9 protein-coding genes and 2 pseudogenes are annotated in these 13,072 nt (G+C 65.7%); 3 read left to right on the forward strand and 8 right to left on the reverse strand.

Features of this window, described 5'->3' with window-relative positions:
• Nucleotides 1–11: 11 nt before the first annotated feature.
• The 3 genes and pseudogenes from DNK59_RS32455 to DNK59_RS08140 all read left to right on the forward strand — a co-directional run.
• A pseudogene (locus DNK59_RS32455) lies at nucleotides 12–731 on the forward strand (MCP four helix bundle domain-containing protein); the annotation flags it as partial.
• 306 nt (nucleotides 732–1,037) lie between these two features.
• Nucleotides 1,038–1,637 (forward strand): annotated as a pseudogene (locus DNK59_RS32460) (methyl-accepting chemotaxis protein); the annotation flags it as partial.
• Nucleotides 1,638–1,722: 85 nt separating this feature from the next.
• On the forward strand, nucleotides 1,723–2,940 hold the full coding sequence (locus DNK59_RS08140; RefSeq protein ID WP_110722867.1) for a pyridoxal phosphate-dependent aminotransferase: 1,218 nt from the start codon (nucleotides 1,723–1,725) through the stop codon (nucleotides 2,938–2,940).
• A 111-nt stretch (nucleotides 2,941–3,051) separates the two neighbouring features.
• Here DNK59_RS08140 and DNK59_RS08145 read toward each other — a convergent pair whose 3' ends face one another.
• The 8 genes from DNK59_RS08145 to DNK59_RS08180 form a co-directional block, all read right to left on the reverse strand.
• Nucleotides 3,052–4,047 carry a D-glycerate dehydrogenase gene (locus DNK59_RS08145; RefSeq protein WP_110722868.1) on the reverse strand — a complete coding sequence of 332 codons (996 nt, stop codon included), beginning with the start codon at nucleotides 4,045–4,047 and terminating at the stop codon, nucleotides 3,052–3,054.
• A gap of 19 nt (nucleotides 4,048–4,066) precedes the next feature.
• The gene (locus tag DNK59_RS08150) at nucleotides 4,067–5,362 is read right to left on the reverse strand and encodes an MFS transporter (RefSeq protein ID WP_110722869.1); all 1,296 of its coding nucleotides are present in this window, start codon (nucleotides 5,360–5,362) and stop codon (nucleotides 4,067–4,069) included.
• Between the two features lie 152 nt (nucleotides 5,363–5,514).
• Nucleotides 5,515–6,477, reverse strand: coding sequence for a sugar kinase (locus DNK59_RS08155; RefSeq protein WP_110722870.1), 963 nt, complete (start codon nucleotides 6,475–6,477; stop codon nucleotides 5,515–5,517).
• Nucleotides 6,470–7,252 carry a sugar phosphate isomerase/epimerase gene (locus tag DNK59_RS08160; protein ID WP_110722871.1) on the reverse strand — a complete coding sequence of 261 codons (783 nt, stop codon included), beginning with the start codon at nucleotides 7,250–7,252 and terminating at the stop codon, nucleotides 6,470–6,472. The genes DNK59_RS08155 and DNK59_RS08160 overlap by 8 nt, the downstream gene beginning before the upstream one ends.
• 65 nt (nucleotides 7,253–7,317) lie before the next feature.
• Entirely contained in the window at nucleotides 7,318–8,334 is a 1,017-nt protein-coding gene (locus DNK59_RS08165; RefSeq protein ID WP_110722872.1) for a LacI family DNA-binding transcriptional regulator, read from the reverse strand.
• Nucleotides 8,335–8,489: 155 nt separating this feature from the next.
• Nucleotides 8,490–9,422: an alpha/beta hydrolase gene (locus tag DNK59_RS08170; protein ID WP_110722873.1), complete on the reverse strand. Its 933-nt coding sequence runs from the start codon at nucleotides 9,420–9,422 to the stop codon at nucleotides 8,490–8,492.
• Nucleotides 9,423–9,513: 91 nt separating this feature from the next.
• Nucleotides 9,514–10,455 (reverse strand): choline ABC transporter substrate-binding protein, encoded by a 942-nt coding sequence (locus tag DNK59_RS08175; protein WP_110722874.1) that lies wholly within the window; start codon nucleotides 10,453–10,455, stop codon nucleotides 9,514–9,516.
• A gap of 213 nt (nucleotides 10,456–10,668) precedes the next feature.
• Nucleotides 10,669–12,513: an autotransporter outer membrane beta-barrel domain-containing protein gene (locus tag DNK59_RS08180; protein ID WP_110722875.1), complete on the reverse strand. Its 1,845-nt coding sequence runs from the start codon at nucleotides 12,511–12,513 to the stop codon at nucleotides 10,669–10,671.
• Nucleotides 12,514–13,072 lie beyond the last annotated feature (559 nt).

Genomic DNA, 13,072 nt, shown 5'->3' on the forward strand with positions numbered 1-13,072 from the left:
GAGTCGCCCCTATGTCCCTGCGTAACCTGAATATCGCCCCTCGTGCTTTTCTCGGTTTTGCCTTCATTGCCTTGCTGGTCGTAGTGCTGGGGGTGTTCGCCGTCAATCGCATGTCGATCATCCGTGAAGCCTCGCTCGACATGGAAAGCAACCAACTGCCCAGCGTCGGCTTTCTCGGCAACCTCACCGAGAACGTGCTGCGCCTGCGGATTCTCTCGTTCCGGGTGCTGGTCAACCGCGACCCGGCGGGCCTGGCCGAAGCCCAGACGCGCATCGGTGTGCTGGTGGACAAGGTCCGGCAGGCCCAGTCCGGTTACGCGGCGCTGCCCATGGTTGGGGAGGAGGCCGACCTCTACAAAACCTTCACCCTGACCCTGGAAAACTACCTGCAGGCGCAGAAGGAAATGCTCGAACTGTCGCGCCAGGACAAGCTGGATGAGCTGCGCAACCTGATCAACACCCGGATCAAGGACGGCACCGACCAGATGGGCGAGCAGTTGAACAAGCTCATCGCCATCAACGCCGCCGGGGCCAGGAGCGCGTCCCAGGCCGCCGGCGAGCACTACAGCGGGGCCATTACCGGGATCGTCATCGTCGCGGTGATCGCCGCCTTGCTGACCATCGTCCTGGCGCTGTTGCTGACCCGCAGCATCGTCACCCCGCTGAACAAGGCGCTGAACGCCGCCGAGGTCATCGCCGGTGGCAACCTGCGGCAGGTCATCGAGGTCGACGGCAAGGACGAACCGGCGCGACTGCTGCGCGCCTTGTCCGAGATGCAGGCCAGCCTGCGCCGGACCATCGAACAGATCGCCGGCTCGGCGACCCAGTTGGCCTCGGCCTCGGAGGAACTCAGTGCGGTCACCGAAGAAGCCTCCCGTGGGGTGCAGCAGCAGAACACCGAGATCGAGCAAGCGGCCACCGCGGTCAATGAAATGACCGCGGCGGTGGAGGAGGTGGCGCGCAACGCGGTGTCCACTTCCGAGGCTTCCCAGCATTCGACCCAGGCTGCCCGCGAAGGTCGGGATCGGGTGGTGCAGACCGTCGAGGCGATCCAGACCATGGCCCAGGACGTGCAGGGCACTGCGCTGATGATCGAAGGGCTGGCGGCTCAGGGACGGGATATCGGCAAGGTGCTGGACGTGATCCGCGCCATCGCCGAGCAGACCAACCTGCTGGCCCTCAACGCTGCCATCGAGGCGGCCCGGGCCGGCGAGGCCGGGCGCGGCTTCGCGGTGGTGGCCGACGAGGTGCGGGCCCTGGCCCATCGCACCGCCCAGTCGACCCAGGAAATCGAGAAGATGGTGGCCGGCATCCAGAACGGCACCGGCGAGGCCGTGGAGTCGATGCAGCAGAGCAACCAGCGCACCCAGAGCACCCTGCAACTGGCCCGCGCCGCCGGCGAGTCCCTGGAGCAGATCGCCGAATCGATCAACCAGATCAATGAGCGCAACCTGGTGATCGCCAGCGCTTCGGAAGAGCAGGCCCAGGTGTCCCGTGAGGTGGACCGCAATCTGGTGAACATCCGTGACCTGGCCACCCAGTCGGCGGCCGGCGCCGACCAGACCAGCGCCGCCAGCCATGAACTGTCGCGCCTGGCGGTGGATCTCAACACCATGGTCGGGCGTTTCGTGATCTAGGGGCACGAACGGTGGGGCCGGGCACTCGACGAGCGGCCCGGCAGCACCTAGGGTTTTGCCTGAGGCATCTTTCATGGAGAAAGCGATGCGCTACTCAGCCCTGACCCAACGGATTGCCGGTGAAGGTTCCGCGGCCTGGAACATCCATTACCGGGCCCTGGCCCTGCGCGAGCAGGGCAGGGACGTGTTGCTGCTGACCATCGGCGACCCGGACTTCGACACCCCCAGGCCGGTGGTCCAGGCGGCGATCGACAGCCTGCTGGCCGGGGACACCCATTATTCGGACGTGCGCGGCAATCTGGCGCTGCGCAGCTGCATTGCCCGGCACCACCATCAGCGCAGCGGGCAGATCGTCGACGCCGAACACGTGGTGGTACTGCCCGGGGCGCAATGCGCGGTGTTCTCCGTGGCCCAGTGCCTGCTCAATCCCGGGGATGAAGTGCTGGTGGCCGAGCCCATGTACGTCACCTACCAGGGCGTGTTCGGTGCCTGCGCGGCGCGCATCGTGCCGGTGCCGGTGCGGGCCGAGCAGGGGTTTCGCGTTGACCCGCGGGAAGTGGCGGCGCGGATCACCCCGCGCACCCGGGCCATGCTGCTCAACAGCCCCAACAACCCCTCGGGCGCCAGCCTGTCCCTGGAAGACTGGCAAGCCCTGGCGCGGCTGTGCTTTGCCCACGATCTGTGGCTGATTTCCGACGAGGTCTACTGTGACCTGCTGTACGAGGGCCGGCACTTTAGCCCGGGCAGCCTGCCGCGCATGGGCGAGCGCACCGCCACCATCAACAGCCTGTCCAAGTCCCACGCCATGAGCGGTTGGCGGGTGGGCTGGGTGATTGCCCCGCCGACCCTGGCCGGGCACCTGAGCAATCTGTCCCTGTGCATGCTCTACGGTCTGCCGGATTTTGTGCAGAACGCGGCGGTGGTGGCCCTGGACCGCGACCTGCCGGAGGTGGCGCAGATGCGCGAAGAGTACCGGCGGCGCCGGGATCTGGTGTGTTCGCTGCTGAGCCAGTGCCCGGGCCTGACCCCGATCCGCCCGGATGGCGGCATGTTCGTCATGGTGGACGTGCGCAGCACCGGGCTGGACGCCCAAGCCTTTGCCGACTGCCTGCTGGAGGGCCATGGCGTCTCGGTGCTGGCTGGCGAAGCCTTCGGCCCCAGTGCCGCGGGGCACATCCGCATCGGCCTGGTGCTGGACTGCGAGCGCCTGGCCGAAGCCTGCCGGCGCATAGCCCTTTGCACCGGCGAACTCCTCGAACGCCGCCCCCTCAACCCGCCATCCGTACCCCGTAGCCTCTTGTAGGAGCCGGCTTGCCGGCGGAGCGGCCATCAGGTCTTGCATCGGCCTGGTGAACGCCTTCGCTGGCAAGCCAGCTCCTACGGTCGTCAGGGGCGCTGTGGTGGTGGCGATTGGTTAACCGGCCTGTCGTGTCCTGAGGTCCCAGGCGGCGCTGTTGACCAGGTTCGGCGGGCGCTGCCCGGACAGGGCCGCCAGCAGGTTGTCCACCGCGCAGCGGGCCATGGCTTCACGGGTTTCGTGGGTGGCCGAGCCCATGTGCGGAGTGGCCACCACGTTGGGCAGTTGCAGCAGCGCTGAGTCCGGGGCCAGCGGCTCGCGCTCGAACACGTCCAGCCCGGCGCCGCGAATCCGTCGCGCCTGCAAGGCTTCGATCAAGGCCGCTTCGTCCACCACCTTGCCCCGGGAAATATTGATGAAGATGCTCTCCGGGCGCATCAGCGCCAGTTCGCGGCGGCCGATCAGCCCCTGGGTCTTCTCGGTCAAGGGCAGGGTCAGGCAGATGAAGTCGGCCTCTTGCAGCAGTTGCTCCAGGCTCCGGTAGCGGGCGTTGAAGCGTTGCTCCACCGCCGGCTTGGGGCTGTTGCTGTGGTAGATCAGCGGCATGCCGAAGCCGAAATGCCCGCGCTGGGCCAACGCCTCGCCAATCCGGCCCATGCCGATGATGCCCAGGGTCTTGCCGTGCACGTCGCTGCCGAAATGCTGCGGACCGATGTTGCGCTGCCATTGCCCGGCGCGCACCAGGTTGGCCAGTTCCACCACGCGCCGGGCGGTCGCCAGGATCAGCGCGAAGCCGGTGTCGGCGGTGGTTTCGGTGAGCACGTCGGGGGTGTTGCTGAGCAGGATGCCGCGCCGGGTCAGGTAGTCGATGTCGTAGTTGTCGACCCCCACCGAGACACTGGCCACCGCCTGCAGGCGCGGTGCCAGGTCCAGCAGTCCGGCGTCCAGGCGCAGGCTCGCGCCCAGCAGCCCGTCGGCGCTGGGCAGGGCCTGGCGCAGGGCCTTGAGGCCGGCGGGGCCCAGGTCTTCGATCAAGGTGACCGCGGTCTGTTCCTGCAGGCGCGCCATCAGCGACGGCGAGAGTTTCTTGTACAGCACCAGGTGTTTTTTCATGTCGGTTCTCTGTGGCGATTCAGGAATGGGCCAGGCGGCGCGGCAGGGGCAGGCCCTTGGCCCGGGGCGCGCCGGCGCCGGGTGCCAGCAGCAGGGTCAGCAGCACCGAGAGCAGCAGCGCGCCGCTCATCAGCAGGTAGGAGGCCCCGGGGGAGCCGGTGGCGCTGTTCAGGTAGCCCACCAGGTAGGAGCCGCCGAAGGAGCCCAGGGCGCCCATGCTGTTGATCAGGGCCATGGCGCCACCGGCCACGTTGGCCGGGAGAATCTCCGGAACGATGGCGAAGAACGGCCCATAGGGCGCGTACATGCAGGCCCCGGCGATCACCAGCAGGCCGTAGGACCACCAGAAGTGCTCGGCGCCCAGCAGGTAGGAGGCGTAGAAGGCGAGGGCGGCCACCAGCAGCGGCGGCCAGACGAAGCGCTTGCGCTTCTGGGTCCGGTCCGAACCCCAGGACACCGCGAGCATGGCGATCACCGCCGCCAGGTAGGGCAGGGCCGAGAGCCAGCCGGCTTCGACCATGTCCATCTGCGCGCCGTGCTTGAGGATCGACGGCAGCCACAGGACAAAACCGTAGACCCCGATGCTCCAGCAGAAGAACTGCAGGGCAAGGATGATCACCTTGGGCGAGCGGAACGCCTCGGCGTAGTTCTTCACCGCCTTGATGCCTTGCTGTTCGGCGGCCAGGGCGCTTTCCAGGTCCTGTTTCTCTTGGGCGCCGAGCCACTGGGCCTGGCTGGGCCGGTCATCGGCCAGGCGCCACCAGATAAAGGCCCAGAGCACGGCCGGCAAGCCTTCGACGATGAACATCCAGCGCCAGCTGAAATGTTGCACCAGGTAGCCCGAGACCACCGACATCCAGAGCATGGTCACCGGGTTGCCGAGGATCAGGAAGGTATTGGCCCGGGAGCGTTCGGCCCGGGTGAACCAGTGGCACAGGTACACCAGCATCGCCGGCATCACCGCCGCTTCCACCACCCCGAGCAGAAAGCGGATGGCGATCAGCGTGTAGGCGTTGGACACGATCCCGGTGAGGGTGGCCAGGCCGCCCCAGAGGATCAGGCTGACGAAGATCAGCTTCTTCACGCTGCGTTTTTGCGCGTAGATCGCCCCCGGCACCTGGAAGAAGAAATAGCCGAGGAAGAACAGCGCCCCCAAAAGCGATGACAGCCCGGGGGTGATCTGCAAGTCCTCGGCCATCCCGGAGGCGGCGGCGAAGCCATAGTTGGCGCGGTCCAGGTAGGCCAGGCTGTAGGTGATGAAGACCATCGGCATGATGTACCACCAGCGGCGGGCGGCGAGTTTGAGGTTGTCCATGAAAGTTCTCCTGAGCTTGTTGTTTTTGTCGCAACAGGTGGTTCTGGTTTTTTGTTCGCATGCGCACTGCTGTTGTAGGAGCCGGCTTGCCGGCGAAGAGGCCCTTGAGCCTTGCATCGCCCTGGTGGGCCCCTTCGCTGGCAAGCCTGCTCCTACAGGGCGCAGGCGGTTTTAAGGAGCGGTGCCTGGTCCGGCAGTTCGTGGCGTCGGGGCAGGCCTTCCATGTCGCCACGGCTCTGTATCGCGCGGCTGCCGACCCAGTTGGCGCGCTGCACCGCTTCGATCACGCTGCGGCTTTCCAGCAGGGCGCTGATCAGGCCCACGGCGAAGGCATCGCCGGCACCGACGGTGTCCACCACCTGGGACACCGGCACGCCGTCGACGAAGCCGGCGTCCAGGTGGGTGCGGTAGTAGGCGCCATGGGCGCCGAGCTTGATCACCACGGCTTCGGCGCCCTGGTCCAGGTAGAACGCGGCAATGTCCGCCGGGTCGTCACGGCCGGTGAGCAGGCGGCCCTCGCCGAGGCCCGGCAGCACCCAGTGGGCCAGGGCCGCGAGGCGGTTGATCTCGCGGATCATCAGCGCTTCGCTGGCCCACAGGCCGGGACGCAGGTTGGGATCGAACGACACGCTGCGGCCGCTGGCGCGTAGGGTCTGCATCAGGTGGCCCGACAGCTCCCGGGCCGAGTCCGAGAGGGCCGGGGGAATGCCGGTGGCGTGCAGGTGACGGGCCTGGAGCAGGGCCGGGGCCAGGTCGTCGAGACTCAGGTGGCTGGCCGCCGAGCTGCGGCGGAAGTACTCGACCCGCGGGTCGTCGCCGGTTTCTTCCCGGGACTTGAGCTGAAAGCCGGTAGGGTGCAGCGGGTCGCGGCGCACGAAGCGGCAGTCCAGGCCCTCGGCTTCGAGGGTGTCGAGCACGAAGCGTCCCAGGGAATCGTTGCCGACCCGGCTCAGCCACGCCACCTTGAAGCCCAGGCGCGACAGGCCGATGGCGACATTGCTGTCGGCCCCGGCGATGCGCTTGTGAAAGTGCTCGACCCGGGCCAGATCGCCGCTGTGTTCGGCGACGAACATCGCCATGGTTTCACCGAAGGACAGGATATCGATCTCAGACATGGGCAGGCTCCAGTCGCGATTGGCCAAGGTGCGCCAGCAGCTTGACCTGTTCGCTGGTGAGCGCCAGCAGGTCGGCGCCTTGCAGCGGGTATTCCACGGCCCGGGTAATGCCTTGAGTCATGTGCCGCAGCAGGTGTTCCCATTGCCGCAGTTCCGGGGCGTCCGGCGCTATGGCCACCCGCTTGCCGTCGGTGCGCAGGCGCACGGCCTTGCAATGCACATAGGCCACATGCCGGCCCAGCAGGCGCGCGGCATCGAGGGCCGATTGCGCTTGCCATTGCCAGTTGCCGATATCGAAGGTCATGCGCAGCGGCAGGTCCAGCCCTTGCACGGCGCTGAAAAAGTGCTGGAAGGGTTCGATGCGCCCCCCGTGATCGGTCTGGTCGTTCTCCACCAGCAGCCGCACCGGTTGCGCCGCCAGCAGGCGGCCGAGGCTGTGCAGGTCGTGATGCGCGTTGAAGTGGCCGAGGGACACCTTGAGGTCGCGGGCGCCGAACGCCCGGGCCCGTTGCAAGGTGGCGGCGAGTTCCTGGTTGGGTTCGCGGCGTTCGGCCTGCCACAGCTCCAGGGGCGAGGAAAATACGCTTTCCAGGCCATGTTGCTCGGCGCTTTGCGCCAGCTGCGCGGGGTTTTCGTCGCTCAGCAGCTCTTCGCGCCATTCAATCCAGGACGCGCCGGCGGCGGCCACCAAGGGGATGAAATGCGCCTGACCGTGCTCGCGCACAAGGTCCGCGCCGTAGCTGGACAGACTGATGGAAACGGGTGATCGCTGCATGTTTCTGACCTCTGAAACCGGTTTCATTTTTGTTCGTTAAAAAACTCGTGGCGCCTGCGCCGCCGTTACAACACGGTGGAGCCGCGGACGATCAACTGCGCCGGGAAATCCATCACCCGCGGCGCTGCGGCGTCGCCCTGCAGGCGCTTGAGCAGACAGTCGAAGGCGCTGGCGCCGATGGCGGCGGTAGGCTGGGCCAGGGCCGTGATGCCGCTGCCCACCAGCGGGTACCAGTCCAGGTCGTCGAGGCCGATCAGGCCGATGCCCTCGAACAGCGGGCGCTGCAGTTCGCGCAGGGCGCGGGTCGCCGCCAGGGTCGCCACGCCGTTGGCGCAGAACAGCGCCTTGGGCCCGGGACCGGGGGTGTCGAGAAAGTTCTTCAGGTGGTGGGCCAGGGCCTCGCCGGTTTCCAGTGACTGGCCGCGCAAGGCCGGGCGCCGGGCAATCTCGGCCTGGAACGCGGCGCTGCGTTCGAGTCGCGAGCTGGTGCCGTCATGGGGTTCGCTGACCAGCAGCAGGTCGCGGTAGCCCTGGTGGTCCAGGTGCTCGATGGCAGTGTGCACCGCCGCCGGGTTGTCCAGGCCCACCAGATCGGCGTGCAGGGAGGCAAGCTTGCGGTCTACCAGCACCAGGGGCAGTTCCTGCTGCAATTGCTGCAGTTGCTCCAGGTGGTGGCCCAGGGTATTTACGATCAGGCCTTCGATGTTGTAGGCCCGCAGGTTGGCCAGGTGGCGGGCTTCCTGCGCATCGTCGCGGTCGGTGTTGCACACCACCAGGCTGTAGCCGTGCTGGCGGCAGGCGGTTTCCACGCCGTGCATCACGGCAATCGAATAGGGGTTGCGGATATCCGCCACCAGCATGCCGATCAGACGGGTGCGCCCGCGCTTGAGGCCGCGGGCCATCTGGTTCGGGCGGTAGCCCAGGTCGTTGATGGCTTGCTCGATGCGCAGGGCGGTGGCATCGGAGAGCAGGGCGCGGTCGTCGCCGATGAAGCGCGACACACTGGCCTTGGAGACCCCGGCATGACGGGCGACATCGAGCATGGTGACGCGATTGCGCTGGGCGGCGGAAAACGGATTCACGGGTGCGGACCTTATTCTTGGAATTATCGGTTTGCAGTCGTTCCGGAGATGGAGCTGAAACCGGTTTCAGGAAACCGCAAAAAGCCGTTCGCCGTCAAGGGTGCCGAAGCAGGAAATATCCCGCGCGGCGCTGGATGGCTGACCAACGGTTGCCCTCAGGGGCGCGTCAGGTGCTGCTGCAGGTAGCGCGACAGGGCGCTGTAGAGCGCGTCGACTTCGGCGGCCAGGCCCCTGGCGCGCAGGCAACCGTGCACCAGCCCCAGGCCTGGGTACAGCTGGCTGGCGACCCCGGCCGCGAGCAAGTGCCGGTGATAGCATTCGCCGTCGTCGCGTAGCGGGTCGAACTGCGCCAGGGCGATGAAGGCCGGTGGCAGACCGTCGAACTGCTGCGCCAGCAGCGGCCGGGCATAGGCCGAGCGCTGTGGCCGGCCGGGCAGGTACAGGGCCTGGAAACAGTCCAGGTCGCTGCTGCTGAGCAGCGGCGCATCGGCGTACTGGCTGCGCGAGGGCAGGTCGGCCGCGCCACCCAGTCCTGGGTAGACCAGCACCTGGGCGGCGGGCAAGGGTTCGGCGGCATCGCGCAGGGCCAGGCACAGGGCCGCGGCCAGGTTGCCACCGGCGCTGTCACCCATCACCAGTCGACGACGGCGATCCAGTGGCACCGGGCCCAGGCCCTGTTCCAGGGCGCGCCAGACCCCCAGGCAATCGTTGAAGGCGGCCGGGAACGGGTGTTCCGGAGCCCGGCGGTAATCCACGGCGATCACCAGGATCTCCAGTTCGTCGGCCAGCGCGGCGCAGATGAAATCGTGGGAATCCAGGCTGCCCAACACCCAGCCGCCGCCGTGCAGGTACAGCAGCCAGGGCCAGCCCGACGCCGGGGGCGGACGATCCGGGTGATAGGCCCGCAGCGGCACCGTTGCCAGTTGCAGGTCATGCACGGCCAGCCCGGGCGGACGGGGCGGGGTGAAGTCCCGGCACATGCGCTCATAGCTGTCGCGCAGGCCCTGGAGGCTGCTGTCGGTGCTGGTGTAGCTCAGGGTGCGCCGGACGAAGGCCGCCAGCTCGGCAGAAAGCGGGTAATGACTCATGGCAGTTCCTGACCTGTAGCAGCCGGCTCGCCGGCGAAGAGACCCTCAAGACCACGTTTGCCGCCAAGCCGGGGGCTGGCTGCGGGGGCGGTTACAGGCTGGCTTTGACCGCAGCCACGCCGTCGCGGCCGTCGAAGGTGGTCACCCCCGTCAGCCAGCGCTGCAGGTCCTCGGGATGCTCGCGCAGCCATTGCCGGGCCACGTCCTGGGGCGTCTTGCGCTGCATGATCGGCACCATCAGCTGGCTTTCCTGGGCCGCGCTGAAGCTCAGGTTCTGCAGCAGTCGATACACATTCGGGCAGCGCTCGGCGTAGTCCGGCGCGGTGACCGTGGACACCGTGGCCGCCCCCTCGTTGGGGCCGTACACGTCTTCGCTGCCGCTGAGGTAGGTGATGGCCATGTTGATGTTCATCGGGTGCGGGGTCCAGCCGACGAACACCACGAATTCCTTGCGATTGATTGCCCGCTGCACCGCCGCCAGCATCCCGGCCTCGCCGGACTCGATCAGCTTGAAGCCCTTGAGGCCGAAATGGTCGGTGTCGATCATGGTCTTGATCGTGGTGTTGGCGCCGCTGCCGGGCTCGATGCCGTAGATCCTGCCCCCCAGCTGCTCCTTGAAACGGGCGATGTCGGCGAAGGTTTTCAGGCCCGCCTGGGCCACGTAGTCCGGCACCGCCAGGGTCGCCTGGGCGTCCGTGAGGCTGGGCCGGTCCATGACCATGACCTGCCCGGCCTCCAGGAAGGGCGCGATGTTCTGGTCCATGGCCGGCTTCCAGTAGCCGAGGAAGATGTCCAGGCGCCGGTCGCGGATGCCGGCGAAGATGATTTGCTGCACCGCGCTGGTCTGCTTGCTGTCATAGCCCAGACCACCCAGCAGCACATCGGCCATGGCACTGGTGGCGATCACATCGGTCCAGTTGACCACCCCCATGCGCACGGCCTTGCAGGATGGGGGCTCGGCGGCCCAGGTGGGGGCACTGAGCAGTGCAGTGGCGCACAGGAGCAGGAAACAACGCTTGAACGGTGTTTTCATCAGAGGATCTCTTGCGGCAGGTGGCTTGTTGTTCAGAGCGGCGTCTTGTTGCGCCGTGCTGGCCACCTTACGTGGCCCTGATGGTCCGGGAAACGCTCTGCAGCGACCGGCTTTTGCCCTGTGGCGACTGCCCGGGTGCACTTCACGCCCGCAGGCTCATCCAGGTCGCGATCAGCAACAGCCCTGGCGGTTGTGCCAGGGCAGGGGCCGTTATCAGAACTGATAGGTAAAGGCGGTTTGAATACCGGTCGTGTCGTTGCCGCCAGGCTCCTGTGTCCAGAACACACCGGCATGCACGGCGCTGTTCTGGTTCAAGGCATAGCTTGCCCCGGTGCCCGCGGCAAACCGGGTGTAGTGCTGTTTATTGGCCTGGTAGGTGTAGCGTCCCAGGTCGTCCATGCGGGCTTGAAAGGCATCCTGGTCTTTGTCCAGGTCCTGGATCAGGCCCAGGTTGGCATTGAGCTCCAGCTGTTTGGTCAGGCGCTTGGCGGTCCGTACGCCGGCGTTCAGGCTGGTCACCGAGCGCTGCATTTTGGCGTAGCTGGCCGCCATTACGGCGCCGCTGTGCTCGCTATAGCCTTGGCGGCTGACTTGAGTCTGGCTGAGGCCGATGTACGGCGTCACGCTCAGGCTATCGAGCCGCAGGCCATAGCCACCCTCGATGCTGAAGGCCTTGCCGCGCAGGTTCGAACGCCCTTTACCGGCTTCGGCATAAGCCAGTTGCTCACGGCGGATATCGACCTTGGACGACAGATAGGCCGCCGCCAGACGCCCCTGCCAACCCAGGCCCTGGCCCGATTCGTCCACGGCAACAAACATCGCCACTGCCGGGGCGTTGGAGCCTGCCTTGGTGTAGTTGTCCGGCAACTGTTGATCGAAGTTCTGCTCCAGGGTGATGCCTACACGCAGGTGTTCGTCAGGACGGGCGCCCAGAGTCAGGCTTGTGGAGGTCTGGCGAGTCTCGCGGTTTGTGCTGTAGCTGGGGCCAACCCCGATACAGAACGAGCCGCTGTCGATCTGGCACTCTTGGCTCATCAACCGATCCAGTTGCGCACTGCGCAGGTCCAGGACTCCCCATGCCTGATTGGCGCTTTTGGCCATCGCGGTCCGGGTATTGTCCAGATCGAGCAGGTGAGTGCCGGTTTCCGTGATTTTCCACAGTGCGGCGTGTAGGGCGCCATTCGCCGTTTGGCTCAGGCCGACGGCAATATTGCCGTCGGCGGACACGCCAGTCGCTGCCGACTGTTGGCCGCCTAACGTGCCCAAATCGATCATGCCGCCTGCATCGGTGTGTCTGAAGGCGTGGCTATCGCCTTCTGCAGTGATGGCAAACCCGACGACCACGCGGCCGTCGGCGGACGCCGCGTAAGCACTGGAGTCGCCGCCCCAGGAACCGAGCCCGACCATGCCGTTCGCGTCAGTGTGCTTAAACGCTTGAGTAGCGCCGGTGATGGTTTCTGAACTGCCCACCACCACCAGGCCGTTGGCGGATACTCCCAAGGCTCCGGAGGTTGTTCCGCCGAGCGTGCCCAGGTCGGTCATGCCGTTGGCATCGGTGTGCTTGAACGCGTGTTGTACGTTCGAACCGGTATCGGTGTCCGCCAGCCCCACGACTACGCTACCGTCGCCGGACACCGCCGTTGCAAGGGCGTCGCCACTGTTGTCTGCCTTCAAGGTCCCCAGATCGATCATTCCGGTCGCCTCCGTGTGCTTGAAGGCACGAGTCCGCCCTTGGAGATTCAAGGAGTCGCCAACCACCACGGCGCCGTCAGCGGATACGCCATTGGCGCTGGATGACGCGCCGCCCAATGTGCCTAGATCGATCATGCCGGTCGCGTCGGAGTGCTTGAAGGCATGAATCGAGTCCGGGGTAGCTGATTTTCCCACGACCACACTGCCGTCGGCGGATATGGCATAGGCAAAGGAATTGTCTCCACCCAAGGTCCCCAGATCGACCAAGCCAGTGGCATCGCTGTATTTGAATGCGCGATCCTGGCTTGTGTGTGATGTTGTGTTTATCGCGATTACACGACCGTCAGCGGATATGCCGAAGACCATAGAGTCCTCGTTACTCGAAGAACCTAAATCAATACCGTCGATTGTAGTGAGTGCATGGGACTGCGCTGAATAAGCAACGCTGTATAGCAGGGCGATTGCTGTTATTACGGATGGGTATTTCAACGTTTTAACCTTTTGGCGAAGCAGAAAGCACAACAGCCCGTAGAAGTTACAGGCTGCTTTTGGGGGGCGGCTGATTGCTGTGGGCTCTATGGAAGGGGCGTGCGGGTGCTCTATTACAAGTGTTTTGGTCTTTTGCGCATGGCGAGGTCGGCGAATTTCAGGCGTGCAGCAGAGGGGAGTTACTTGAAAACGAGGAACTAACGTCAAGTGGTTAGTTAGCTAAGTCCTGGGCTGTAAAAGCCGGCCATTTTATTTTTAGTACGAGAGAGGGTCTTTAAGATAAATCTGAAATTGATCTTGAAGTGATGGGGCGATTTATTGGCGAGCTAGATCAGTGCAACTGACTTTAGTTGATCAGTACTGGAGGCCGTTCGCATTGGATCAACTGCGGTTATCCAGCCTCGCACTCGCTATATGGCATTGCGGATGAGGCCGT

This window comes from Pseudomonas sp. TKO26 (genome assembly GCF_003225665.1).
Classification (GTDB): Bacteria; Pseudomonadota; Gammaproteobacteria; order Pseudomonadales; family Pseudomonadaceae; genus Aquipseudomonas; species Aquipseudomonas saponiphila.